At 59.3% G+C, this 25705-nt stretch carries 26 protein-coding genes (1 of these 26 cut by a window edge); 19 read left to right on the top strand and 7 right to left on the bottom strand.

Annotated features, from left to right (window positions below; genetic code table 11):
* Nucleotides 1-198: 198 nt before the first annotated feature.
* From argJ to FIV46_RS04100, 4 genes are read left to right on the top strand one after another with little or no spacing between them, the layout of a single operon-like run.
* On the top strand, nt 199-1440 hold the full coding sequence (gene argJ, locus FIV46_RS04115) for a bifunctional glutamate N-acetyltransferase/amino-acid acetyltransferase ArgJ (protein ID WP_139938706.1): 1242 nt from the start codon (nt 199-201) through the stop codon (nt 1438-1440).
* Nucleotides 1441-1443: 3 nt separating this feature from the next.
* Nucleotides 1444-2010, top strand: a complete 567-nt coding sequence (locus FIV46_RS04110; RefSeq protein WP_139938704.1) for a GNAT family N-acetyltransferase — start codon at nt 1444-1446, stop codon at nt 2008-2010.
* On the top strand, nt 2003-2452 hold the full coding sequence (mutT, locus tag FIV46_RS04105; RefSeq protein WP_139938702.1) for an 8-oxo-dGTP diphosphatase MutT: 450 nt from the start codon (nt 2003-2005) through the stop codon (nt 2450-2452). The genes FIV46_RS04110 and mutT overlap by 8 nt, the downstream gene beginning before the upstream one ends.
* 25 nt (nt 2453-2477) lie before the next feature.
* Complete coding sequence (locus tag FIV46_RS04100) at nt 2478-2987, top strand: P-loop nucleotide/nucleoside kinase family protein (protein ID WP_139938700.1); 510 nt, start codon at nt 2478-2480, stop codon at nt 2985-2987.
* Here the strand turns inward: FIV46_RS04100 and FIV46_RS04095 are convergent.
* Nucleotides 2984-3931, bottom strand: coding sequence for a methyltransferase domain-containing protein (locus tag FIV46_RS04095; RefSeq protein WP_139938698.1), 948 nt, complete (start codon nt 3929-3931; stop codon nt 2984-2986). The two genes, FIV46_RS04100 and FIV46_RS04095, sit on opposite strands and share 4 nt — an antisense overlap.
* 9 nt (nt 3932-3940) lie before the next feature.
* Between FIV46_RS04095 and FIV46_RS04090 the strand changes: the two genes are divergently transcribed.
* From FIV46_RS04090 to mobA, 5 genes are all read left to right on the top strand, one after another.
* Nucleotides 3941-4729 (top strand): ComF family protein, encoded by a 789-nt coding sequence (locus tag FIV46_RS04090; RefSeq protein ID WP_139938696.1) that lies wholly within the window; start codon nt 3941-3943, stop codon nt 4727-4729.
* 112 nt (nt 4730-4841) lie between these two features.
* Nucleotides 4842-5096 carry a glutaredoxin 3 gene (gene grxC, locus FIV46_RS04085; RefSeq protein ID WP_139938694.1) on the top strand — a complete coding sequence of 85 codons (255 nt, stop codon included), beginning with the start codon at nt 4842-4844 and terminating at the stop codon, nt 5094-5096.
* Between the two features lie 6 nt (nt 5097-5102).
* Complete coding sequence (locus FIV46_RS04080; protein ID WP_139938692.1) at nt 5103-5930, top strand: carbon-nitrogen hydrolase family protein; 828 nt, start codon at nt 5103-5105, stop codon at nt 5928-5930.
* A 20-nt stretch (nt 5931-5950) separates the two neighbouring features.
* Nucleotides 5951-6463, top strand: coding sequence for a DUF1178 family protein (locus FIV46_RS04075; protein ID WP_139938690.1), 513 nt, complete (start codon nt 5951-5953; stop codon nt 6461-6463).
* 40 nt (nt 6464-6503) lie between these two features.
* Entirely contained in the window at nt 6504-7103 is a 600-nt protein-coding gene (gene mobA / locus FIV46_RS04070; RefSeq protein ID WP_139938688.1) for a molybdenum cofactor guanylyltransferase MobA, read from the top strand.
* On the opposite strand, the gene FIV46_RS04065 is transcribed toward mobA, so the two are convergent.
* The 3 genes from FIV46_RS04065 to ubiG are packed head-to-tail and all read right to left on the bottom strand — an operon-like array spanning nt 7092 to nt 9237.
* Nucleotides 7092-7643 (bottom strand): GNAT family N-acetyltransferase, encoded by a 552-nt coding sequence (locus FIV46_RS04065; RefSeq protein ID WP_139938686.1) that lies wholly within the window; start codon nt 7641-7643, stop codon nt 7092-7094. The two genes, mobA and FIV46_RS04065, sit on opposite strands and share 12 nt — an antisense overlap.
* A complete protein-coding gene (gene fdhD, locus FIV46_RS04060; protein WP_139938684.1) occupies nt 7633-8454 on the bottom strand; it encodes a formate dehydrogenase accessory sulfurtransferase FdhD in 822 nt (273 codons plus the stop codon). Before fdhD ends, FIV46_RS04065 begins: the two co-directional genes overlap by 11 nt.
* 12 nt (nt 8455-8466) lie before the next feature.
* Nucleotides 8467-9237, bottom strand: a complete 771-nt coding sequence (ubiG, locus tag FIV46_RS04055) for a bifunctional 2-polyprenyl-6-hydroxyphenol methylase/3-demethylubiquinol 3-O-methyltransferase UbiG (RefSeq protein WP_139938682.1) — start codon at nt 9235-9237, stop codon at nt 8467-8469.
* A 150-nt stretch (nt 9238-9387) separates the two neighbouring features.
* Here ubiG and FIV46_RS04050 point away from each other — a divergent pair, with 150 nt between their 5' ends.
* The 10 genes from FIV46_RS04050 to clpB all read left to right on the top strand — a co-directional run bounded on the left by FIV46_RS04050 (nt 9388) and on the right by clpB (nt 23392).
* A complete protein-coding gene (locus tag FIV46_RS04050) occupies nt 9388-10605 on the top strand; it encodes an aspartate kinase (protein ID WP_139938680.1) in 1218 nt (405 codons plus the stop codon).
* A gap of 32 nt (nt 10606-10637) precedes the next feature.
* Nucleotides 10638-11651: an NAD(P)H-dependent flavin oxidoreductase gene (locus FIV46_RS04045; RefSeq protein ID WP_181163050.1), complete on the top strand. Its 1014-nt coding sequence runs from the start codon at nt 10638-10640 to the stop codon at nt 11649-11651.
* Nucleotides 11652-11720: 69 nt separating this feature from the next.
* Nucleotides 11721-13988 (top strand): phosphoenolpyruvate--protein phosphotransferase, encoded by a 2268-nt coding sequence (gene ptsP / locus FIV46_RS04040; RefSeq protein ID WP_139938678.1) that lies wholly within the window; start codon nt 11721-11723, stop codon nt 13986-13988.
* A gap of 292 nt (nt 13989-14280) precedes the next feature.
* Nucleotides 14281-15210, top strand: coding sequence for a helix-turn-helix domain-containing protein (locus FIV46_RS04035; protein ID WP_181163049.1), 930 nt, complete (start codon nt 14281-14283; stop codon nt 15208-15210).
* Nucleotides 15211-15336: 126 nt separating this feature from the next.
* Nucleotides 15337-16467 (top strand): flavodoxin-dependent (E)-4-hydroxy-3-methylbut-2-enyl-diphosphate synthase, encoded by a 1131-nt coding sequence (gene ispG, locus FIV46_RS04030; RefSeq protein WP_139938674.1) that lies wholly within the window; start codon nt 15337-15339, stop codon nt 16465-16467.
* A gap of 18 nt (nt 16468-16485) precedes the next feature.
* Nucleotides 16486-17736 (top strand): histidine--tRNA ligase, encoded by a 1251-nt coding sequence (hisS, locus tag FIV46_RS04025; protein WP_139938672.1) that lies wholly within the window; start codon nt 16486-16488, stop codon nt 17734-17736.
* 53 nt (nt 17737-17789) lie between these two features.
* The gene (prfA, locus tag FIV46_RS04020) at nt 17790-18869 is read left to right on the top strand and encodes a peptide chain release factor 1 (RefSeq protein ID WP_139938669.1); all 1080 of its coding nucleotides are present in this window, start codon (nt 17790-17792) and stop codon (nt 18867-18869) included.
* Between the two features lie 13 nt (nt 18870-18882).
* Nucleotides 18883-19758, top strand: a complete 876-nt coding sequence (gene prmC, locus FIV46_RS04015; RefSeq protein WP_139938667.1) for a peptide chain release factor N(5)-glutamine methyltransferase — start codon at nt 18883-18885, stop codon at nt 19756-19758.
* A 227-nt stretch (nt 19759-19985) separates the two neighbouring features.
* On the top strand, nt 19986-20672 hold the full coding sequence (locus tag FIV46_RS04010; protein ID WP_139938665.1) for a DUF4167 domain-containing protein: 687 nt from the start codon (nt 19986-19988) through the stop codon (nt 20670-20672).
* Between the two features lie 140 nt (nt 20673-20812).
* Nucleotides 20813-23392 carry an ATP-dependent chaperone ClpB gene (gene clpB, locus FIV46_RS04005; protein ID WP_139938663.1) on the top strand — a complete coding sequence of 860 codons (2580 nt, stop codon included), beginning with the start codon at nt 20813-20815 and terminating at the stop codon, nt 23390-23392.
* Nucleotides 23393-23467: 75 nt separating this feature from the next.
* Here the strand turns inward: clpB and FIV46_RS04000 are convergent, their stop codons facing one another.
* From FIV46_RS04000 to FIV46_RS03990, 3 genes are all read right to left on the bottom strand, one after another.
* A complete protein-coding gene (locus FIV46_RS04000; protein WP_139938661.1) occupies nt 23468-25021 on the bottom strand; it encodes a methyl-accepting chemotaxis protein in 1554 nt (517 codons plus the stop codon).
* On the bottom strand, nt 25014-25406 hold the full coding sequence (locus FIV46_RS03995; RefSeq protein ID WP_139938659.1) for a hypothetical protein: 393 nt from the start codon (nt 25404-25406) through the stop codon (nt 25014-25016). Before FIV46_RS03995 ends, FIV46_RS04000 begins: the two co-directional genes overlap by 8 nt.
* Before the next feature lie 96 nt (nt 25407-25502).
* Nucleotides 25503-25705: the 3' end of a M23 family metallopeptidase gene (locus FIV46_RS03990; RefSeq protein WP_139938657.1), read on the bottom strand. It continues 1210 nt past the right edge of the window; the window shows 203 of its 1413 coding nt (coding positions 1211-1413); its start codon lies beyond the right edge, outside the window; its stop codon occupies nt 25503-25505.

Raw genomic sequence — 25705 nt, 5'->3', positions numbered from 1 at the left:
TACAATCCCCTCCGGCCTTTTTGTATAATGAGACGTCTAGCACAGATAAGTCGGTGCAGGTGCCCTGTCAATGTTTGATCAGTCTATTTGCCCGCAAAGGGGCAGAATTTTGCATATTCTGCTATATGCTTTGGCCGACATGATTTATACAGGCGGCTATAGCATAGGAATTGTGACCAATTGTTTAAGGTTGGAAAGATGGCGACAGAATTTAAGAAATCTCCTCTCGCGCCGGAAAAATTTCCGGAAATGCCAATCATTGACGGTGCCGAACCGGGCACGGCGGCGACCGGCCTGAAATACAAGGGCCGGGACGACCTGCTGCTGGTCCGCTTTCCGGAAGGGGCGGCAGTGGCCGGGGTGTTCACCAAGTCGAAAACCCGCTCGGCGCCGGTCGACTGGTGCCGCAGTTGCCTCGAGACCGAAAAACCGGCCCGCGCGCTGCTGGTCAATGCCGGCAATGCCAATGCCTTCACCGGCCGCGCCGGGGACGAGGCGATGCAGAAATGCATTGCTGCCGCGGCGAAGATCTCTGCCTGCGACGCGGACCAGGTCTATGTTTCCTCCACCGGCGTGATCGGTGAGGTGCTGCCGGCCGACCGGATGCTGGCCCATATCGAGGCGGCGGCCGACCACGGCGCGGACTGGGAGCAGGCGGCAAACGCCATCCGCACCACCGACACCTTTGCCAAGGGCGCGACCCGTCATGCGGCGATCGACGGCCGGGCCTGCGTGCTCAACGGCATCGTCAAGGGCAGCGGCATGATCGCGCCCGATATGGCAACCATGCTCGGCTATATCTTCACCGATGCCGATCTGCCGTCACCGGTGTTGCAGCAGATCCTGAGCGAGACCACTGGTCCGTCCTTTAACAGCATTACTGTCGACAGCGATACCTCGACCTCCGACACGGTGCTGGCCTTTGCCACCGGCAAGAGCGGCGCCGGATCGGAAATTTTCGACGCCGATGACCCGCGGCTCGCGGAATTCAGGGCGGTGTTCCAGGAGCTGATGACCGAGCTTGCCCACCTGGTGGTCAAAGACGGCGAGGGCGCGACCAAATTTATCAGGATTAGTGTCGAGGGGGCGGAAGACGACCGCGCCGCCAAAGTGATCGCGCTCAGCATCGCCAACTCGCCGCTGGTCAAGACCGCTATCGCCGGCGAAGACGCCAACTGGGGCCGCATCGTTATGGCGGTGGGCAAGGCCGGGGAAGCGGCGGACCGGGATAAATTGATCATTGAAATCGGCGGCCAGCGGCTGACCGAGGCCGGCATGGCGGCGCAGAATTATGACGAGGACGCCTGCACCGCCCATCTCCAGGGCCAGGATATCGATATCTTTGTCGATGTGGGCGTGGCCGGGCCCGGCAGGGCCACGGTCTGGACCTGTGACCTGACCCATGCCTATATCGACATCAACGCCGATTACCGGAGCTGATCCATGGTCATGCCCCGGGAAATTGTCACCGAACGCCTTATACTCCGGCCTTATGCCGCCGGCGATGAAGCCGGAGTGTCGGCCATTTTCTCCGACTGGGAAGTGACCCGGTGGCTCAGCACCAATGTGCCTTTCCCGTTCAGCGAACAGGACGGCCGGGACATGATCGCCGCCCGGGCAGCGGACTGGGCGGACGGTAGCGGGGCCTGTTACGGGGCGTTTGACCGGGACAGCGGCGTGCAACTGGGCGGGGTGCGGGTTTTTGCCTTCGACCCGGTGACGGAAGTCGGCTACTGGTTCGGTCGCGCCGCCTGGGGCAAGGGCTATGGCACCGAACTGCTCAGGGCGGTGGTGGAGGCCTGTTTCAGCCATTCGCCGGTCCGCGAGCTTGTCGCCCAGACCGCGGCCGACAATAAGGGCTCGCAGCGGATTCTGGAAAAGGCAGGATTTGTTCATGAAGGGCAGACACCCGAGGAATTTGCCCGCTGCGGTCATGAACATGGCTGCGGGGAATTTTTCCGGCTAAAAAAAGACGATTGGCAAAAAGAAGACTGGAACAACAATGAGTGAAGACAAACTCTGTCCGGACATCCCGAACCGTCCCACCGGCCCCCTGCCCGTTATCACTGTGGCGGCGGTGATCATGGTCGATATTGACGGCCGCATCCTGCTGGCCCAGCGGCCGGAAGGCAAAAGCATGGCCGGGCTGTGGGAATTCCCGGGCGGCAAGCTGGAAGACGGCGAAACCCCGGAACGGGCCCTGATCCGCGAGCTCAAGGAAGAGCTTAACATTGATATCACCGAGGCCTGCCTCGCGCCCTTCACTTTTGCGTCACATAGTTATGAGAAATTTCACCTGCTGATGCCCTGTTTCCTGTGCCGGCGCTGGGACGGCATTGTCCGGGGCCTGGAAGGCCAGGCCCTGAAATGGGTCAGGATCAATGAACTCAAGGACTATCCCATGCCGCCGGCGGACGAGCCACTGATCGCCATGATCCGCGATTTCCTGTAAGAAAAACAAAGAATTGGGGATATAAATGTCTGAGACAACTTATCTGGTGCATCTGGTGGCCGGCTCCACCGGGGCCGGTAAAACGACTTATTCGCTGGCGCTGTGCAAAGAGCTGGGGGCGATCCATATTCCCATTGATGAATGGATGACCACCCTGTTCTGGATGGACAGCCCCGACCCCATCAGTCACGCCTGGGCCATGGAGCGCATCGGCCGGGTCGAGGCGCAGATCTGGACTCTTGTGCAGAAGCTGGCCGAGCAGGGTGTGCCGGTGGTGCTGGACCTTGGCTTCACCAAACGGGAGCATCGGCAGAAATTCGCCGCCCTCGCCCGGGAGGCGGGCCTGCCGCTGCAGCTGCATTATGTTGATGTGCCGGCGGAAGAGCGCTGGGCCCGGGTTGAGAAGCGCAACGCGGAAAAGGGCGAAACCTTCGCCATGGAAGTGACCCGCGACATGTTCGATTTCATGGAGAGCATGTGGCAGGCGCCGGAGGCGGCGGAAATCGCGGACCTCAACGGCGTGCGGGTGGCTTAACCGCCCGGCTTTTCCCCGGTGCTCTGTTCCTTGACCCCGAGGGCATCGGCGAGGCGCATCTTGGCGCTGCCGGGCTTCAAGGGTTTCTGCTGGCTTTCATGGGGCGCCCAGCCCATCAGGTAAAGGATATCGAAGGTCACTTTGATACGGCCGCGCTCGTCGGCGAACAGGTCCTGGTAGACCCGGGCCGTTTCCATGATCATTTCCCGGCTGCTTAGCCCCCTGAATTTTTTGGCAAGCGCATTGCCCTCGCCCATGCCCCTGAGCTCGGTCATCAGCGACAGCGCATCCTTGTAAGTGACGGTGATGCGGTCGGTATCTACCACCGGCAGGGCGAAACCGGCCCGCTGCAGCAGGGAGCCCGCATCACGGACATCGACAAAGGGACTGATATGCGGCGCCGCGCCCTTGTCCATGTTGATTTCCGCCTGCAGCAGGCTCTGGCGCAGTTCGGTCAGGGTCTCGCCGCCGAACATGGCGCCGAGGAACAGGCCGTCGGGCTTGAGGATGTTGCGGATCTGCACCAGCGATCCCGGCAGGTCGTTGACCCAGTGCAGGCTCAGGTTGCTCATCACCAGATCGAGGCTTTCCGCCTGGTAGGGCAGGAATTCCTCATCCGCCTGGACATTGAGGCCGCCGGTATATTGTAGCATCCTGTGGGACAGGTCCTGTCGGATCAGCAGCTCCGGCTTGTCTTTCAGGAGATGCGCCCCCAGTTCGCCGCGATGACAACCGAGATCGAGAATGCGGCTGAAGCTGCGGTTCACATCGAGCAGTTTGTCGCACATCCGGTCGGCCACCTCCCGGAACAGGAAATCATGATTTTCGAAAATCGGCGCGGCCCGGTCCCGGTGCAGCCGCACCTGGCGCCGGTCGAAAATGACCGCCGTCTGTGGGGCGAACGGATTCTGTTCTTTCTTGTCGGACCAGTCGCTGTTTGTCATACTGCCTGTATGGCATTATTCGGGGGTCAGGAAAAGCATAATTCACAGGGAATAACCGTTGGCGGGCTGCTGGCGGGGGCCGGCCGCCGGCTGCTCGACCTGCTGCTGCCCTCCCGCTGCCCGTCCTGCGGCGACTTGGTGCCCGATGCGGCGAAGCTCTGCGCCGAGTGCTGGGCGACCCTCAGCTTCTTGTCCGGTCCGGCCTGCGCCTGCTGCGGCTTTCCCTTTCCCCATGACAAGGGCGACAACGTCCTGTGTGGGGTGTGCCAGGCCCATGTGCGTCAGTTCGACCGGGTCAGGAGCGCGCTCGCCTATGACGGCGGCAGCCGGCCGCTGCTGCTGGGCTTCAAGCACGGCGATCGCACCGATCTCGCCCCGTTTCTGGTGGATCTGCTGCATCTTGCCGGTCGGGACCTGCTGGCGGACAGTGACCTGATCCTGCCGGTGCCGCTGCATCCGCGGCGACTGATCCGGCGGCGCTATAACCAGGCGGCGCTGCTGGCGGCGGGACTGGCGGACAAAAGCGGATTGCCGTGGGACGGCCTCCTGCTCCGGCGCGTCAAGGCGACCACACCGCAGGAAGGCAATTACAGCGCGCGGCAGCAGAATGTCCGGGCGGCTTTCTTGGTCGCGCAAAACCAGCGGGAACGGATAGAGGGGGCCCGGATTCTGCTGATTGATGACGTTTATACCACCGGCGCTACCCTGCAAAGTTGTGCCAGAGAACTTAAGAAGCGGGGCGCGGACAGGGTTTACGGCCTGACCATCGCCCGGGTGGTGCGCCCCGGTATGATTTAGACCGGGTTTGTATTAGAGGGTCATTGAAAGCCCTTCGGGATCGCAATATATATAAAGGCATAATAACAGGGCTTCAGCCGGTCAGGGATTATTCGTCAGGAGTTATTGATTAATGGCCAAAATAACAATTTATACCACCATGTTCTGCCCCTATTGCATCCGGGCCAAGAAACTGCTCAAGTCCAAGGGGCAGGAGTTCGAGGAGATTGATATCGGCGAACACCCCCGGGAACGGGCCGTGATGATGGAAAAGGCCGGCGGCGCCCGTACCGTGCCGCAGATTTTTATCGGCGACCGGCATGTGGGCGGCTGTGACGACCTCTATGCCCTGGAACGCGCGGGCAAACTAGACCCGCTGCTGGCCTGATCCTGCATGACCGGCGATAAATTCACCATAGGTCTGGTGCAGATGACCTCCTCCAACGAGGTGGCGGAGAATGTCGCCGCTGCCGAAGTCTTCATTCGCGAGGCCGCCGCCGGCGGGGCCCAACTGGTGATGACGCCGGAATGCACCAGCCTGCTGGAACTCGGCCGCAAGGCGCTGTTTGCAAAAATCCATGTCCAGGACGAAGAATCGGCGGTTAGGCGTTTTTCCGCCCTCGCTGAAGAGCTGGGCATCTGGCTGGTAATCGGCTCCATGCCGATCCTGGTCGGGGACAAGGTGGCCAACCGCTGTTTTGTGTTCGGCCCGGACGGGGTCCTTGAACAAATTTATGACAAGATCCATATGTTTGATGTGGACCTGCCAAATGGTGAGCAATATCGGGAAAGCCGGTCCTACCAGGCCGGCGAACAGGCCGTGCTGGCGGACCTGCCCTGGGGCAGGATGGGACTGACGATCTGTTATGACCTTCGGTTTCCCTATCTCTTTAGAAAACTTGCACAAGCCGGGGCGACCATGTTATCAGTGCCGGCTGCTTTTACGCAACAGACCGGGGAAGCTCACTGGCATACCCTGCTCAGAGCCCGGGCGATCGAGAATGGCGCCTTTGTCTTTGCGCCGGCCCAGACCGGAACCCACGCCAGTGGCCGCAAGACCTATGGCCACAGTCTGGTGATTGACCCCTGGGGCAAGATACTGGCGGACGGGGGCACCGAGCCGGGGGTAAGCCTGGCGGAAATAGATTTAACGCTGGTCGAGGCGGCGCGGACCAATATCCCGTCGCTGCAGCATGACCGGCCTGTAAAAGATCCGGCCTGACGGCGGATCAGGAAAGTAAGATGATTGTATTTGACCTGAAATGTGCAGAAAATCACGTGTTTGAAGCCTGGTTCCGGAGCAGCGATGCCTATGAGGAACAGCGCGAGGCCGGACAGATTTGCTGCCCGCATTGCGGTGACAACCATATCAGCAAGTCTGTGATGGCGCCCAATATCTCTGCCAAAAGCAATCGTCGTTCCGACGCGGTACAGGATTCCGAAGATCTGGTCGGCCTGGACCAGGTCCCTGTTGCCGCCAGTGCCGGGGTGCCGGAAAATGCCGAAATCAGCGTCGAAGACGTAAAACGGGCTGCGGAACATATGCATGATGTGATGGCCAAATACCGCAAATTCGTCGAGGAAAACTGCGAGAATGTCGGTGACAATTTTGCCGCCGAAGCCCGCAAGATCCATAACGGCGAATCCGAGGAGCGCGGCATCTATGGCCAGACCACCCTCGAGGAAAGCCAGGAACTGCTGGAAGAAGGCATTGATATTTTCCCGGTGCCCGGCGCCGGCAAACTGGACAGCTAAGGCTCTGGCGCCTGGCCGGGAGCCGGGGTAAACTGCCGCCATGACGTCAAATTCCAAAATTCTCGGACTGATCCTGGCCGGCGGCCGCTCCCGACGCATGGGCGGCCGCGACAAATTTCTGCTGCCGTTTGGCGAGGATACGCTGCTTGACCATATCATCAGCCGGGCCCGTCCCCAGGTGGAGGGCCTGGCCCTCAGCTATAACGGGGAAGCGGAAAAGGTCGCTGCCACCGGCCTGCCTGTTGTACGCGATACCATTGACGACCCCGGACCGCTCGGTGGCATCCTGGCCGGCCTGCGTGCCGCCGAAGGGCGGGGCTTTGACTATCTGCTCAGTTTCGCCGGGGATGTGCCCTTTGTGCCGGAAAATTATGCGGCGCGACTTTGTGCGGCGCTGGAGGACGGGAATTGCCTGGCGGCGGTGGCCCGGTCCGGCGATCGAACTCATCCGGTGATGGGCCTGTGGCCGGTTGCCCTGGCAGATGACCTGGAAGCCTGTCTCTTGTCGGGGGAACGCAGGGTCATGACCTGGCTCGCCCGGCACAACTATGAAAAAGTTGTCTGGGATGAGATCCCCGACCCCTTCATGAATATCAACACCCCGGATGACCTGGACCGGGCGCGAAAGCTATTGGGCTGAGGCGACTTTTTCCATCCGCACCAGTGGCACCCGTGTGCCGTCTGAGGTTGCCGCCTCGCAATTTTCGATAACTTCATATCCACAGGCCCGGTACAGCGGTTCACCCGGCAGGGTGGCCATCAACTGAAATGTGCTGAATCCTTCCCGCGCGGCATCCCCTTCGCAAAGCTCGAGGATTTTGCGGCCGATGCCCCGGCGCGTAAATTCCGGATGGGTATACATGGCGCGCACCCGGGCCGGTTCGCTGGCAGGATCAAGCAGCCGGTCGCTGCGCCCGGCAGTGTGATTGCCGCCAAAGAGGGTCTCCCGCCGGCTCCAGCCGCCGCAGCCGACGATCTCGTTTCCCGACAGAATGACGAAATAAGTGCCGTCCTCCACCAGCCGGCTGTCCAGTCCCATGATTTCAGAGGAGGCCGCCACCTGTTGGGGCGTAAGGAAAGGGTCCAGCAATTGGGCCATGGACAACTCCATGACCTGGTGCAGGCCGTCCAGGTCATCCGCTGTGGCGCGCCGCACAGAAAAGGGAAACTCAGTCGCCATGGCCGGTATCGATTCTTGCGCAGCTATCCATATAGAGGCTCATATTGTCATCCCGCACCAGGGCGGCGAGCGAGACGCCGGTCTGCCGGGCGAGCTCGATGGCCAGCTCTGTCGGGGCGGACACGGCGGCAATCAGCGGGAGTCTGGCGGCGGCGCATTTCTGCACCATCTCGAAACTGCAGCGGCTCGACACCAGCACATAGCCCGCTGCGGGATCAAGTTTCTCCCGCATCAGGCGGCCGATGATTTTATCCAGTGCATTATGGCGGCCGACATCCTCGCGCACGGCCAGGATATCCCCCTCCCGGTCACAGAAAGCGGCGGCGTGGACGGCGCCGGTGGTTCGGTTCAGGGGCTGATGGCCGCGCAAGCCCTGCATGCTGCCATGAATGACCGCTGCCTTGAAAGGGGCGCCTTCCGGCACCGGCGGCAGTGGCCGGATCACATGTTCGAGCCGGTCGGCGCCACACAGGCCGCAGCCGGTCCGCCCCGCCATCTGCCGTTTGAAGTTTTCCAGTCGTTTGAAGCACCCTTCCCTGATCTCCACCGCGGCGACGATGCCCTTTTCCACCTCGTGGATGTCGAGGCCGATGATGTCTCCTGCCCCGTCGATGATGCCTTCGGTCAGGCTGAAGCCATAGACGAAATCCTCGAGATTGTCCGGTGTCACCATCATCACGGCGTAGGCGGCGCAGTTATATTCAATGGAGACGGGGATTTCGCAGGCAACGTCCCGGTGCGCGGCCGTTGCTTTTTCAGTTGGTGACCAGATCGTGGCAGACAGGGGCCGGTATGTGGGAAAGTCTGTCATCCCGCCTCCAGCTCAGGCCTTCTCGGCCAGCGCCACATAATTGACGGAAAAATCATGCGCGTCCAGCGACCAGGCGCCGCTGAGGGGGCTGTAGACCATGCCCTTGATGTCGCTGGTTTTGAAGCCGCTGTCGCGCAGGCTGCGGCTCAGTTCGGACGGCTTGAGGAATTTCTGCCAGTCATGGGTGCCCACCGGCAGCCAGCGCAGGATATACTCAGCGCCGGCGATGGCCACCAGCCAGGCTTTGGCTGACCGGTTGATGGTGGACAGGGTCATGCAGCCGCCGTCTTTGAGCAGGCGGTGGCAGGCGTCCAGAAAAGAGGGGATATCGGCCACATGCTCGATCACCTCCATATTGAGGATGGCGTCAAAGGTCTCGCCGGCGTCAGCCAGTTCCTCGGCGGTAATGTAGCGATAGTCGATCTCGAGTCCGGTCTGTTCGGCATGGGCCCGGGCGGTCAGGATATTTTTTTCCGAGGCGTCGGCCCCGACCATGGTGGCGCCGAGCCGGGTCAGGGGCTCGCACAACAGGCCGCCGCCGCAGCCGATGTCGAGGATGCGCAGGCCCTTGAGGGCGTCGGTGGCGGTAACATCCCGGCCGAAATGCCGGCACAGAGAGCCCTTGATAAATTCCAGCCGGACCGGATTCATTTTATGCAGCGGCCTGAACGGCCCGTTCGGGTCCCACCAGGTTTCCGCCAGGGCGGAAAAATTGGCAACTTCCTCCGGATTGACGGATCTGGAGGGGGACGTGGGGGCGGATTTGGCCGTCTTTGTTGCCATAAGCAGAGGGTCCTTCGGCAATATTGTTATAAAAAAACCATATTTTACCCACTATATCTAACTCAAGCCTTGCTTCAAGCAAGGATAAACGTATATGTATAGCGCGATTTTTAAAGATTGCCCCGCAAGAGGCATAACCAGGTTTGAGTGATGTCACGAATTGTCATGAAATTTGGCGGTACTTCCGTAGCCGATCTTGAGCGGATACGGAATGTGGCCCGTCGCGTAAAAAAAGAAGTTGATGCCGGTAACCAGGTGGCCGTCGTGGTGTCCGCCATGGCCGGTACAACGGACCAGCTGGTGGGCTGGGTGGAGGAAGCGTCTCCCCTGCATGATGCCCGGGAATATGATACGGTTGTTGCCGCCGGTGAACAGATTACCTCCGGCCTGCTGGCCCTGACCCTGCAGAATATGGGTATTCCGGCCCGCTCCTGGCTTGGCTGGCAGGTGCCGTTCAAGACCGACGATGTGCACGGTGCCGCCCGGATCAAGGAAATTGATACCACCAACATGCGTGAGCGGCTGGAGGAAAATGTGGTCTGTGTGATGGCCGGCTTCCAGGGCATTGCCGATGACAACCGCATTACGACCCTGGGCCGTGGCGGATCCGATACCTCCGCGGTGGCGCTGGCGGCGGCCCTGGATGCCGACCGTTGCGATATTTATACGGATGTGGAAGGGGTGTTTACCACTGACCCCCGTATCGTGCCCAAGGCGCGCAAGCTTGATAAAATTACCTATGAGGAAATGCTTGAGATGGCCTCTCTCGGGGCCAAGGTCCTGCAGACCCGCTCGGTGGCCATGGCCATGAACCACGGGGTACGGGTTCAGGTTCTTTCAAGTTTTACGGACACACCGGGAACCCTGGTGGTTGATGAGGATGAGATCGTGGAAAAACAAGTCGTCAGTGGCATCGCCTATGCCAACAATGAAGCAAGAATCACGCTGGTTGGCGTAGACAATACGCCGGGTATCGCCGGCGATGTCTTCAGCCCGCTTGCCGAAGGCAACATCAATGTGGATATGATTATCCAGAACGAGTCGGAAGACGGCCTGAAGACAGACATTACCTTTACCGTGCCCCAGGGCGACGTGGAAAAGGCCAGCAAGATCCTGGAAGATGCCGGCAATGTCAAATTCGAGAAACTCATCTCCGACAATAATGTGGTCAAGATCTCTGTGATCGGCGTGGGTATGCGCTCCCATGCCGGTGTCGCCGCGACCATGTTCCAGACCCTTGCCGACAAAGGCATCAATATTCAGGTCATTGCCACGTCTGAAATCAAGATCAGCGTGCTGGTCGATTCTGAATATACCGAGCTTGCCGTCCGGGCCCTGCATACGGCTTACGGGCTGGATGGCGAGTAACAATTGACGCATGACAGGGCGGGGGCAGAAAAATGAGCATTAACGGACTGGACCGACTGAACGAGCTCTGGGCCAGGGGCAAGGAGTTTCTGGGCACGGAATATGCCATTCTCGGCGGCGCCATGAGCTGGGTTTCCGAACGCCATCTGGTTTCGGCCCTGTCCAATGCCGGCGGGTTCGGCGTGATCGCCTGCGGCAGCATGACACCCGATCTTCTGGACCGGGAAATTGCGGCGACGAAGGAGATGACCGACAAGCCGTTCGGCGTCAACCTGATCACCATGCATCCCCAGCTGGACGAACTGATCGATGTCACCCTCGCCCACAAGGTCGGTCATGTGGTGCTGGCCGGTGGCATCCCGCCGGGAGGCGCGATCCAGAAAATCAAGGATGGCGGGGCCAAGGTGATCTGTTTTGCCCCGGCCCTGGTGCTGGCGAAAAAACTGATCCGCTCCGGCGTTGACGCCCTGGTGGTGGAAGGGTCCGAAGCGGGCGGGCATATCGGCCCGGTGTCCACCTCTATCCTGGTTCAGGAGATCCTGCCCCATATTACCGAAGTGCCGGTTTTTGTGGCCGGGGGAATCGGTCGTGGCGAGACCATTGCCGCCTATCTGGAGATGGGGGCGGCCGGCGTGCAGCTTGGCACGCGGTTTGTCTGTGCCGAGGAATCCATCGCCCATGAAAATTTCAAAAAGGCCTTCATCAAGGGTAATGCGCGGGATGCTGTGACCTCGGTCCAACTTGACCCCCGCTTTCCGGTGATTCCGGTGCGGGCGCTGAAAAACGAGGCCACAGAAGATTTTATGAAAACCCAGCAGGATGTGATAAATAAATACCAGGCTGGCGAATTAGATCTCAAGGAAGCCCAGCTGGCCATCGAGCATTACTGGGCCGGAGCCTTGAAAAAAGCAGTCATCGACGGAGATGTCCAGGGAGGATCCGTCATGGCCGGGCAAAGTGTAGGAATGGTAAAGAGCATACAGCCAGCGAAAGAAATCATCGAAGAGCTTGTCGAACAGGCCGCAGCACATCTGGCAATTAAATAAATCAATCCTATGTAGGTTGAGAGGCGGACCGGACCGGCCTGTTTCTCGGGCAATGGCAAAGGAGGGTAGATGACCCCCGCAAGCAGTGCACCGCGTCTTTTGATAAGACGGTTACACCAGATCATGGCCGGAACGGGCGACGCCGAGGACCGCCTGAACCAGCTGGTGCGCCTGATTGCCGGGAATATGGTCTCGGAAGTGTGCTCGGTCTATTTCCTGCGTGGCGGGGAAATGCTGGAACTGTTCGCCACCGAAGGCCTGAAGGAAAGTGCCATCCATGCCACCCGGCTGCAGGTGGGCGAGGGCCTGGTGGGTCATGTGGCCGCTACCGGCATTCCGCTGAACCTGGCCAATGCCCAGAACCATCCCAAATTCGTTTACCGGCCGGAAACCGGTGAGGAAATCTACCATTCCTTCCTTGGCGTGCCGATCCTGCGCGCCAGCAATGTGGCCGGTGTTCTGGTCATTCAGAACAAGACGCTCAGGCAATATTCCGAAGAAGAGGTAGAGGTCCTGCAGACGGTGGCCATGGTGCTGGCGGAGCTTGTGGCCGGCGGGGAACTGTTCGATCCCCTCGAGCAGCCGGAAGGCACCCTGGAACGGGCCGCCACCCCGAGTTTCGAAGGTGTGGTCTTTTCCGAAGGGCTGGCGGAAGGCCGGGCCGTGCTGCACGAACCCAAGGTCGAGGTGACCCACCATTTGTCCAGTGATCCTGCACGCGAACTCAAACGTCTGGATGAGGCGCTGGAAAACCTGGTCGGCCAGATCGACGAAATGATGCTGGCGGAAGATTTCAGACACCACGGGGAACATCAGGAAATCCTCGACGTCTACAAGATGTTCGCCCGGGACAAGGGCTGGAAGACCAAGATCTCGGAAGTGATCGAAACCGGCCTCACCGCCGAGGCGGCAGTCGAACGTATTCAGACCGACAACCGCAGCCGCATGCAGCAGACCGACGACCCCTATCTCAGGGAACGGCTCAGCGACCTGGATGATCTGTCCAACCGGCTGATCCGCCATCTGGTGGGCAAGACCGGAACGGCCGCGGCGGACAATCTGCCGGATAACGTCATTCTCGTGGCTCAGAATATGGGGCCGGCAGAACTGCTCGATTATGACAGGGACAAACTTCAGGCGGTGATCCTGCAGCAGGGGGCGCCGACCGCCCATGTGGCCATTGTCGCCCGGGCCCTCGGCATACCCATGGTCGGTCAGGTGGAAGGCGCCCTGCGTCATGTGGAGGAAGGGGAGCAGGTCATCGTCGATGGTGTTGACGGCATCATCTATTTCTCGCCGCTGCCGGAAATCCTGCAAAGCTACCAGGAGAATATCCGGAGCCGGGCTGAACTGCTGGCCAGTTACGAAGCACTTCGGGACAAAAGGGCCGTGACCCAGGACGGGGTGGAAATCGACCTGTTCATCAATGCCGGCCTGACCATCGATATGGACGGCCTGGAACACACCGGCGCCAAGGGCGTCGGTTTGTTCCGCACCGAATTCCAGTTCATGATCGGCGCCACCATGCCCAAGGTGGACAGCCAGGCAGAATTTTACAAATCCATACTGGATACCGCCGGGGACAAGCCGGTGGTGTTCCGCACTCTGGATATCGGCGGCGACAAACCGGTGCCGTTCCTGAAGCGGGACGAGGAAGCAAACCCGGCGCTGGGCTGGCGGGCAATGCGGATCTCGCTCGATCGGCCGGCCCTTCTGCGCTATCAGTTGCGCGCCCTGTTTCTGGCGGCGGAAGGACGGGAAATCAGCATCATGTTCCCGATGATTGCCGATGTGCATGAATTCAGGTCGGCCCGGTCTATCCTCGACAAGGAACTTGCCTGGCTCGACCGGTTCGGCAAGGTCAAACCGAAAAAGGTCCGGGTCGGTACCATGCTGGAAGTGCCGTCCCTGGTCTGGCAGCTGGACAACCTGCTGCCGCTGGTGGATTTTGTCTCCATCGGCAGCAACGACCTGATGCAGTTCTTTTTTGCCTGTGACAGGGAAAATCCGAAACTAGCCGAACGGTATGACCCGCTATCTCCGGCAGCGCTCGGCATGATGAAATTTATCATCGACAAATGTAACGAGTATGACGTCCCGGTCACCTTGTGCGGGGAACTGGGCGGCAAGCCGCTTGCCGCGCTCGGCCTGTTGGGGGTCGGCCTCAGGCGACTGTCCATTGCGCCCGCATCAGTGGGGCCGGTCAAGATGATGATCCGCAGCCTCAACCTGGGGCAGTTGCAGGATTATATGCAGGGGCTGCTGAGTCGCTCTGATCATTCGGTTCGAAACAGCATTTTGACATTTGCCAAGGATCACGGCATTCAGATTCGCTGATTTTAGTCGAATCAGACTAGAATTCATGTTCTAGGCCCGCAAGTTGCACTTTTTTATTGACTCCCCACATTAATATAAGTTTCACTTCCGGGGTAACCGTTAACATAAGATTAACGGGCGGGGGTAAATAAGGAAAATAGATATAAAATTAACCAAATAATAATTCGGGCAGACTATTATTCATATCTGTTTTCAAAGGGGTGGCATTCCTACACCGGGAACGACAAATGAAAATAATGCGCCGCTGGAAAACACAGCGGGGGTAATTATTTGATTGGATAGAATGGTGGTTATGACAGGGGAAGAAGTAAATAAGGCAGAGGCGGGGGATAAAAATATCCCCGATGTAGGCAGTTTGCTCTCAGAGGCCCGGAAATCAAAAGGACTGGATAGTCTCGACTATGTAGCCCGGGAACTTTGTATTCGACCGCATCTGCTGGAAGCTCTCGAACAGAATAATTTTTCTGCTTTTCCGACAGCCTGCTACGCGAGCGGTTTTCTGAAAAGCTATGCAACCTATCTTGGCCTGGATGCGGCATCCGTCGTCAGCCAGTTCAAATCCGAATATGAAGGCGCCACCGAGAAAGTGGAGCTGGTGTTCCCGGAGGTGCCGCCGCGGGCGCATCTGCCGCGAACCATCGCCGCCTCCATCGGCAGCCTGTCACTGGTGATCATGCTGGGCGTATGGATGATGTTCGGCAGTGAAAATATCAGCGGGGATATGCTGGCGCTGGAAGATCTCACCGGCATTACCCTGGCGCAATCTACTTCCGAACCGGTCCAGGCGCCAAACCAGGAGCCGGTGGCTGAAACAACAGAACTGGCCTCTGTTGAGCAGCCGGTCGAGGACAAAGCCGAAACAGGACGCAAGTTCACTTTCGTTCAGCAGGCCACCGCCAAGACCGGCGAGGCCACCCGCAAGGATGTGATGGCCACTGCGGTTGTGACTGACCGTATCCGGCTGACTGCTGACGCAGACATCTGGGTCCGGATCTCCGGCCCGGAAGGCGAAATCCTGTTTGACCGTGTGGTGCAGAAAGGCGAGGAATTCTTTGCCCCGGATCGCAAGGGCCTGACCCTGATGACCAGCAATGCTTCCGCTCTTTCCGTCTTTGTCGGCGATGTGGCCATTTCTCCGCTCGGGGATTACGGCCAGATTGTTTCCGAACTGGCGCTGGACCAGAAAAAACTGCTGCAGAAAACCGCGTTGTTGCAGTATTAACCGCAAAAAAATCATACACATACCGAATGGCGGCCCTTTCTCCTTGAAATCGGGCCGCTTTTTGCGCATGTTTAGGCCGATTTTGACAAAGCCTGTCCTAAGGCAGGCAAATGCCGGATATATGATATGAGTGTACGTCCCTATCGCGACATTATACGCAGGAAAAGCCGCCAGGTCATGGTGGGCGATGTGCCTGTGGGCGGTGACGCGCCGATCTCGGTCCAGAGCATGACCAACACGCTGACCCATGATGTCGAGGCGACCATGGCGCAGATCCGGTCGCTGGAAGAGGCCGGCGCCGATATTGTCCGCGTCTCCTGTCCGGACGAGGAAAGCACTGCGGCGCTGAAGGACATCGTGCGCCAGGCCAATGTGCCGATCGTGGCCGACATTCATTTCCATTACAAGCGGGCCATCGAAGCGGCGGAAGCCGGCGCGGCCTGCCTGCGCATCAATCCCGGCAATATCGGTTCCGCCGACCGGGTCCGGGAAGTGGTCAGGGCGGCCAAGGATCACGGCTGCAGCATGCGTATCGGCGTCAATGCCGGCTCGCTGGAAAAACACCTGCTGGAGCAGTTTGGTGAGCCCTGCCCCGAAGCCATGGTGCAGAGTGCGCTGGAGCATGCGAAAATTCTCGAGGATAATGATTTCCGCGACTTCAAGATCAGCGTCAAAGCCTCTGACGTGTTCCTGGCGGTGGCGGCCTACCAAGGCTTGGCCGAAGCCTGCGACTATCCGCTGCATCTCGGCATTACCGAAGCCGGCGGTCTGCGCGGCGGCACGGTGAAATCCTCCATCGGCATGGGCATGCTGCTGTGGTCGGGGATCGGCGATACCATCCGGGTGTCCCTGTCCGCTGACCCGGTCGAGGAAATTAAGGTCGGCTTTGAGATGCTGAAAAGCCTGGACCTGCGTCATCGCGGCGTGCGGATTGTGTCCTGCCCGTCCTGTGCGCGCCAGGCGTTTCCGGTCATCAAAACGGTGGAAACCCTGGAAAAAAGACTGGAACATATCTCCACACCCATGAGTCTCAGCATCATCGGTTGTGTGGTGAACGGTCCCGGCGAGGCCCGGGAAACGGATATTGGCCTGACCGGTGGCGGCAACGGCAACCATATGGTTTACCTGTCGGGCGTAACCGATCACAAGATTGACGACGCCCATATTGTGGATCATATCGTCGAACTGGTGGAACAAAAAGCGGCCGAACTGGAAGCGGAACGAGCTAAAGACGCTTCCGTCCGGCAGGCATCATAAAATTCAAGGAGTATAGAGGTGGCGCGTCTCCAGCCGGTGCGCGGGACTCACGACATATTAGGTGACCAGGCCCGCGCCTTCAGATACATCACGGAAACTTTCGTCAAGGTGGCAGAACGCTATGGCCATCAGGAAATCTCCACACCAATATTTGAATTTACCGAAGTGTTCAAGCGGACCCTCGGTGAAACGTCCGATGTGGTCTCCAAGGAGATGTACACTTTTGAGGACCGCGGCGGGGAAAGCCTGACCCTGCGTCCGGAATATACCGCGGGCATTGCCCGGGCCTTCATCTCCGGCGGCCTGCAGCAGGACCTGCCGCTCAGGTTTTACGGCTATGGACCCATGTTCCGCTACGAGCGGCCGCAAAAGGGCCGCATGCGCCAGTTCCACCAGATTGATGTGGAAATCCTCGGCGTGCCGGAACCGCAGGCGGATATCGAACTTCTGGCCCTGGCGGCGGACTTGCTCGGCGAGCTCGGCCTGATGGACCATATCACCCTGGAAATCAACTCACTGGGCGATACCGAAAGCCGCCATGCTTACCGCGACGCGCTGGTGGATTATCTCACCGCCCATAAGGACCGGCTCAGCGAGGACAGCCTCAATCGTCTGGACAAGAATCCGCTCCGTATCCTCGACAGCAAGGATGAGGGGGATCGGGCGATCGTCGCCGATGCCCCGGTGCTGCAGGACTATTTCAATGACGCCTCGACCGGCTTTTTCCAGCAGGTGAAAGACGGCCTCGAGGCGCTGGGCATTGCCTATGTGGTCAATCCGCGCCTGGTGCGCGGTCTCGATTATTACAGCCACACCGCCTTTGAATTTACCACCGACCAGCTCGGCGCCCAGGGCACGGTGCTGGCCGGCGGCCGCTATGACGGTCTGATCGAACAGATGGGTGGCCCGGCAACGGCGGGAATCGGCTGGGCGGCCGGGCTCGAGCGCCTGGCGGAACTGGTGTCTCACAATCATGTGCCGCAAAGCGCACGACCCGTTGCCATTATACCGGTCGGGGGCGAGGCCCAGGCCGAAGCCCTGAAGCTGGCCCGGGCCCTGCGCCATGACGGCTATGTGGTGGACATGGGCTACCGCGGCAATGTGGGCAAACGCATGAAGCGGGCCAACAAGCTGGACAGCGCCGCCGCCATCCTGATGGGCAGTGACGAGCTGGCCCGCGGCAAGGTCACCATCAAGGACCTGGACGAAGGATCACAGCAGGAAGTGGACCTGGACAAGGTCTCCGATCACCTGATGCAATATCGCTAGCCTGGTTTTCTGTATCGCATTTTTAGAAACAGGAAAAACAGGACAGGACGATTATGATACCACAGGAAAAACTGAACCAGCTGATTACACGCCATGAAGAGCTCGAACATCTGATGTCCGGGGGCGGTGATCTCAGTTCCGATGATTTTGTCAAAATTTCCCGCGAGTACAGTGACCTGACGCCGGTGGTGAAAACCGCCCGCGACTATATGGCGCTGCAGCAGGAAATCAGCGACCTCGAGGAGATGCTGGAAGATTCCGACACCGATGCAGAAATGCGGGAGCTGGCGGAGATGGAACTGCCGGACCTGAAGGAAAAGCTTCCCGGCCTCGAGCATGAGGTCCAGATCCTGCTGCTGCCCAAGGATATCGATGACGAAAAAAACGCCCTGCTGGAGATCCGCGCCGGCACCGGCGGCGACGAAGCGGCCCTGTTTGCCGGCGACCTGTTCCGCATGTACCAGCGGTATGCCCAGCTGCAGGGCTGGCAGTTTGAAGTGGTCAGCGCCTCGGAAAGCGACCAGGGCGGCTTCAAGGAAGTGGTGGTCAACGTCAGCGGCAAGGGCGTGTTTGCCAAACTGAAATATGAATCCGGCGTGCACCGGGTGCAGCGGGTGCCGGAGACCGAAGCCGGCGGCCGCATCCATACCTCTGCCGCCACTGTGGCGGTGATGCCGGAGGTGGAAGAAGTGGATATCAAGATCGATGAAAAGGACCTGCGCATTGATGTGTTCCGGGCCAGCGGTCCCGGCGGCCAGTCGGTGAATACCACCGACAGCGCCGTCCGCATCACCCATATCCCGACCGGGATTGTGGTCAGCCAGCAGGATGAAAAATCCCAGCACAAGAACAAGGCCAAGGCCATGAAGGTGCTGATGGCCCGCATCTATGACGCCGAACGCGCCAAGATGGAGGCGGAACGGGCGGCGGACCGGAAAAGCCAGGTGGGCTCCGGCGACCGTTCCGAGCGGATCCGGACCTATAACTTCCCGCAGGGCCGGGTCACCGATCACCGGATCAACCTGACGCTGTACAAGCTTGACCAGATCATGGCCGGCGAGGGGCTGGGAGAGGTGATTTCCGCCCTGATCACAGAGGACCAGGCCGCCAAGCTTGCCGAGATGCAGCTCTGAGCCTGCCCCGATCATGACTGCCGACCTGCCCGCAGAGAAAAATACCGTCGCCGCCCGCCTGCGGGAGGGCCGCCGCCGTCTGGCGGCGTGCGGTATTGACACTGCCGAACTGGATGCGCGGCTGCTGCTGTCCCATGTCCTCGGCTGCGGCCCGATGGAGCTCTATCTGCAGCAGGACCGGCAACTGACGGCGCCGGAGGCCGGCTGTTTTAAGGCCGTGCTGGCGCGGCGCGAACAGCGGGAACCCCTGTCGCAGATCCTGGGCGAAAAGGAATTCTGGAGCCTGACTTTCCGGGTAACAAAGGATGTTCTCACCCCGCGGCCGGACAGCGAGACTTTGATCGAGGTGGCGTTGGCCAGGATCCCGGACCGCGCTGCCCCATTGCGCATACTTGACCTTGGCACCGGCAGCGGCTGCCTGCTGCTCAGCCTGCTGAGCGAGCTTCCCAACGCCAGCGGTGTCGGTCTTGATATTTCGGATGCTGCGCTTGACGTGGCGCGGGACAATGCGAAGCGGCTCGGCTTTGCGGACCGCACAGATTTCCTCATCAGCGACTGGACGAGGGCCCTGGACCCGGAGGAGAAATTCGACATTATTCTCTCCAATCCGCCGTACATTGGTGAAGCAGAAAAAGACAGCCTGCCGCCGGAAGTGCGCCACTACGAACCGGAAAGCGCCCTTTACGCCGGTGCGGAGGGACTGGATGACTACCGGAAACTGATTGACCAGTTGCCGGATTTTCTTGCCCCTGGGGGTTATATCCTGTTCGAGATCGGCGCCGGTCAGGCGGCGGCCGCGCGGGCTCTGCTGCAGGCGAGGGGCGTTTCCGATGTGGAGGTCATACAGGACCTGGCGGGGAAAGACCGGTGCGTCTGCTGGCGTCCCTGAAATATGCAGCAAAATAACTGTATAAAAAAAATCAAAAGATTCTTGGCATTTCCAATTCGCCGGGGTACTGTAGGGCGTTGCCTGAGGGCAGTAAAAAATCCGGTGAGGGAAATACCGGTATATAAACCCCACAAAATCTGAAAATCTAACTTATGTCGTCCCCCTGGTCGGGACGGTTAACCTTGTGACAGGCATCGGTATAAACCGGGCCTTGGTAGTATATTTAAATGAAACAAAGTCAAAATTCACGCCGCGGTCGTCAGAACGCGAAACCCAACAACAATCAGCAGCGGGGAAAAAGCAACAAGGGCAGAAAAGGCGGACGCGGTTCCCAGCCCCAAGGTAATCCCGCAACCCGCCAGGTGGATAGCCACGGGCCACTGGGAAAACAGCGTGGAAATGCAAAACAGCTTTATGAAAAATATAAAACCCTGGCTCGTGAGGCATTTTCTTCCGACAGAATGATTTCGGAATCCCTGTCCCAGTTTGCCGACCATTATTACCGGATCTATGCGGAATATGCGGCTGCTGAAGCTGCGGCCCAGGCGGCCCGGGATGAAGAGCAAAAGCGCAAGGCTGAAGAGGCCGCCGAAAACCAGGCCAATTTCATAGAGGTTGACGGCGATGAAGCAGACGCCGGCGCGGTGAAATCTTCTTCCTCCAAGGAGCCCGAGGGCGGAAAAGACAGCGGAGAAGAAGCTGAAAGTGCCACGATTCTGAGCCTGGATCTGGGCGACGGCACCGGCGCTGCAGCAGGGGAAGAGGCGAAGCCGAAGCGGCGGACTGTGAGCCGCAGCCGCAAGAAAGCGGATTCGGAAAACGGTGAATTGCCCTTGGCGGAAGAGGAAAAGAAGCCGGTCCGCAGAACCCGCAAGAAGAAAGAAGAACAGGCAGAGCAGCAGGTTTCCGAATAGAAACCTCGGGAAAAGTTCAAAAACATTGCGAAGGCCGGTACAACAACCGGCCTTTTTTATGGTAAAATCCACAAAGAACCCTTGTGTTGCAGAAAAGTCACATCATATGTGAACTAACCATGAATTAAGGAGTTTTTTGAATGGACTTCGATAAATATACAGATCGCAGCAAAGGATTTATCCAAAGCGCCCAGAATCTGGCGCTCCGTGAGGGTCATCAGCGGTTTACACCGGAACATATCCTGAAAGTGCTGCTGGAGGACAAGGAAGGCCTGTGCGCCAACCTGATGCAGGCGGCGGGCGCCGATCCCAAACAGGCCCTGCTGGCCGTTGAAAAAGAGGTTGCCGGCTATCCGAAGGTGGAAGGCAGCGGCGCCGGCCAGCTCTATATGGATCCGGCCACGGCGCGCCTGTTTGACGGTGTCCAGGAACTGGCGAAAAAGGCCGGCGATGAATATGTCACCGTGGAACGCCTGCTGCTCGCCCTGACGCTTGCCAGCGGCAGCAAATCCGCGGATATCCTGAAAGCGGCCGGGCTGACCGCCCAGAATCTCAATTCTGCCATCAATGAAGTCCGCCAGGGCCGTACCGCCAGCAGCGCCAGCGCGGAAGACAGTTACGAGGCGCTGAAGAAATATGCCCGGGACCTGACCGCCGCCGCCCGCGACGGCAAGCTTGACCCGGTGATCGGCCGCGACGAGGAAATCCGCCGCACCATCCAGGTGCTCAGCCGCCGGACCAAGAACAACCCGGTGCTGATCGGCGAACCCGGCGTTGGCAAGACCGCCATTGTAGAAGGCCTGGCGTTGCGTATTGCCAACGGCGATGTGCCTGATTCCCTGAGTCAGAAAAAAATCATGGCCCTGGACATGGGCGCCCTGGTGGCCGGGGCCAAATATCGCGGCGAGTTCGAGGAGCGCCTCAAGGGCGTACTTCAGGAAGTGCAGGCGGCCGAAGGCGAGATCGTGCTGTTTATCGATGAGATGCATACCATTGTCGGCGCCGGCGCCTCTGAAGGCTCCATGGATGCTTCCAACCTGCTGAAGCCGGCCCTGGCCCGGGGTGAACTGCATTGCATCGGCGCCACCACGCTGAATGAATATCGCAAATATGTGGAAAAGGATGCCGCTCTGGAGCGTCGTTTCCAGCCGGTTATGGTCGGTGAACCGACGGTGGAAGACACTATTTCCATCCTGCGCGGCCTCAAGGAAAAATACGAACTTCACCACGGAATCCGGATTACTGACGGCGCCATTGTCGCCGCGGCGACCCTGTCCAACCGCTATATCAATGACCGTTTCCTGCCGGACAAGGCCATCGACCTGGTGGACGAAGCGGCGTCCAAGATCAAAATGGAAGTGGACAGCAAGCCGGCCGAACTGGACGAACTGGACCGTCGCATCATTCAGCTCAAGATCGAGCGCGAGGCCCTGAAGAAGGAAAAAGACGAGGCGTCGCGCGACCGGCTGGAAAAACTGGAAAAAGAGTTGGGCGAACTGGAACAGCAGTCTGCTGAAATTACCGCCCAGTGGCAGAAGGAAAAAGACCGGATCAGTGGTGACCAGCAGATCAAGGAACAGCTGGACCATGCCCGGCTTGAACTGGAACAGGCCCAGCGCTCCGGTGATCTGGCCCGGGCCGGGGAGCTGCAGTATGGCACCATTCCCGACCTGGAAAAACGCCTCGGCGAAGCCGAGCAGGCCGAAGCCTCCGGGAACCAGCTGCTCAAGGAAGAGGTCAGTGACGAGGACATCGCCTCTGTGGTCAGTCGCTGGACCGGTATTCCGGTCGACAAGATGCTGGAAGGCGAACGGGAAAAACTGGTGCATATGGAAGACTGGCTCGGCCGCCGCGTGATCGGCCAGGACGAAGCTGTCAAGGCGGTGTCCGCCGCCGTGCGCCGGGCCCGCGCCGGCCTGCAGGATGAAAACCGCCCGATCGGCTCGTTCCTGTTTCTGGGGCCGACCGGGGTCGGTAAAACCGAACTGACCAAGGCGCTGGCCGAATTCCTGTTTGACGACGAACATGCCATGGTGCGGATCGACATGTCCGAATTCATGGAGAAACATGCGGTGGCCCGGCTGATCGGGGCGCCGCCGGGATATGTGGGTTATGAAGAAGGCGGGGTGCTGACCGAAGCCGTTCGGCGGCGGCCTTACCAGGTGGTGCTGTTTGACGAGGTGGAAAAAGCCCATCCCGACGTGTTCAATGTGCTCTTGCAGGTGCTGGACGACGGCCGCCTGACCGACGGCCAGGGCCGCACCGTGGATTTCAAGAACACCCTGATCATCCTGACCAGCAACCTGGGCAGCCATATTCTGGCCGACCAGCCGGAAGGGACGGATGTGGAAGCCGTGCGCGACCAGGTGATGGAAGTGGTGCGGGCGTCGTTCCGGCCGGAATTCCTCAACCGCCTGGATGAAATCACCCTGTTCCACCGTCTCGGCCGTGAACATATGCACGGCATTGTCGAGATCCAGCTGAAACGACTGAAAAAGATGCTGGCGGACCGCAAGATCACCTTGGATCTGGATCAGACCGCCCTCGACTGGCTGGCCCATGCAGGCTACGACCCGGTTTACGGCGCCCGGCCATTGAAAAGGGTGATCCAGCGCAATCTGCAGGACGCGCTGGCCAACAAGATCCTTGAGGGCACGGTCCATGACGGCTCCACCGTTCATGTCACCGCCGGCGCGGACGGCCTGGAACTCACTGTATAGACACACTGGTTAGCACAAAAAAGAAAGGCTCCCGGTTGGGAGCCTTTTCGATTCGATAGGAGAATTTGACCGGGATCAGCCGGCAGTTCCGCTACGCAGTTCGCTGAGCAGGTTGTCCACCACATGGGACAGGGTGCCGGATTGTTCACCCAGTTCGCCGGAAATGCTCATGACCTTGTCGGCAGAGCCTTTGGTTTTCTGCGCTGTTTCATGCAGCCGACCGATATTGTCGGTGGTGTCGCGGGTGCCCTGGGACGCGCTCTGGGCATTGCTGGCGATTTCGTTGGTGGCTGCATTCTGCTCTTCGATGGAAGAACTGATCACGCCGGCGCTTTCGTTGGTCTGGGAAATGATTTTGGAAATTTCCTCGATGGAGGAAACGGCCTCCTGGGTCACGGCCTGCATGTTGCTGATCTGGGCGTCAATCTGTTCCGTCGCCTTGGCCGTTTCATCGGCCAGCGATTTCACTTCATTGGCGACCACGGCGAATCCCTTGCCTGCTTCCCCGGCGCGCGCGGCTTCGATGGTGGCGTTGAGCGCCAGCAGGTTGGTCTGGTTGGAAATATCCGTGATCAGGTCCAGCACCTCGCGGATGTTGCGGGTCTGATCGGCCAGGGACTGAATGGTATGGGTGGTCGATTCGGCCTGTTTCACCGCCTCGTTGGAAATATTGGAGGTATGGGACACCTGGCGGGTAATCTCGCGAATGGAGCTGGACAGTTCTTCGACCCCGGCGGCCACGCTCTGGATATTGCCGGAGCTGGCTTCGGCGGCGCGGCGCACTTCCGAGGACAGGGTTTCTTCCTCGCTGGCCAGATGGGACAGGGTGTCGGCATTATGCCGGAGGTTTTCCGCTGAGTCGACCAGGCGGGAGGAAACCTCCTTGATGGCATGCTCCAGCCGGTCGGCCAGGGCCAGCTGGCGGTCGCGGTTTTCCTGGGCGGCTTTCTGCTGCAGGGTTTCCTGCTCGGCGGACAGGCGTTCCGCCTCAGCCTGGCTGTCGCGCAATGCGGACAGGGTCTGTTCCGCTTCGGCAGCGAGCTTGCTGGCTTCTTCACTGGCCTGACTGGCCTGCTCGGCGGCAAGCTGAGCGTCGGACACCGCCGCTTCGCTGTTGGCAAAGGCCTTGGCCAGTTCCTGGGTCATCAGGAACAGGAAGCCGGTCTCGATCACGACGATCACCGCATGCAGGACCACCCGCATAAAATCCGCCCCGTCCGGGAACACGGCGGACGGCATCAGGAAATTCAGCAGCAGGTGATGGGTGGCGGTGGTGCCGGCAGAGATCAAAATTGCTTTTTCATCACAATAGACCGCAGTCAGGGCCAGGGCGGCGAAGAAGCTCATGTGCACGTCGATCTGCCAGGGGTGGCCGGTAAATTCATAGAGCCAGAAGGCGATCAGGGCGACCAGCGCGACGGAGGAATAATAGCGGTAGGCGGCCTCGCCCGGTGCGGTTTTCCACAGGAAGGTGGCGCCGCCGGAAATCAGGGCGCTGACCAGGGTGCAGAGAATCCAGCTGCCGGTGCCAAGGATAAGGCCGGTAGTGCCGACAACGGCGGTCATCAGCCACAGGATGTACAGAAAATAAGTCGAGGTCTTTTGTCTCAGATTTTCCAGTTCAAGCATTTGTCGCGACTTTCTTTTGATATTGGGCGGGGGTGCGGGCAAAACAGCCGACCGCGCCAAACGGGTTGATTACGATTACAGCCCCGGCGGCATAGAGTTTATCCAGGATGTCCTGCCGGGATCCCCCACGTGGCGTTCTGAAATGAACGATATTGTCAAATGCGCCGCTGCCGGTGACATAGACGCCGCTGCCGGCGGTTGCACGGAAACTTTCCTCCAGGCTGTACCCTGCCGGAAAAACAACAGCCAGGTCGCGGCTGTCTGCCGGCGCCAGCTTTATAAAAAGAAGAATGATAAAAGAGGCCAGAAAACAAAACAGGGCGGGGCCGTAGGTCGCCAAATGGCCGGTCCGGCTGCGAGACTGTTGATGCAGACTGCTGAACATATACTCTTAACCCCTCATTCTTAAGATACATTAGTATGACCGAAAATAGTTAAGAAATCGTTCCGGGCTAAGGTCTCTCGGGGAAAAGCGGCTGAATCAGTCCTGTTTGTTCCAGGCCAGCAGGATATTGTTTTTCTGCAGGTTGATTTCGTGATCAATGGCGCCGGCAACCTGGATGAATTTTTCCAGGTCGGCGCCCTTGAGCTTGCGGCCGGTGGGAATTTTCAGGCTTAGCGGATTGACCTGCTTGTCGTTGACCAGCACTTCATAATGCAGGTGGCGTCCGGTGACCCGGCCGG

It is taken from the genome of Emcibacter nanhaiensis (assembly GCF_006385175.1).
GTDB lineage: Bacteria > Pseudomonadota > Alphaproteobacteria > Sphingomonadales > Emcibacteraceae > Emcibacter > Emcibacter nanhaiensis.
The sequence above is the reverse complement of the archived record's forward strand: the minus strand, read 5'-3'. Positions and strand labels throughout refer to the sequence as shown.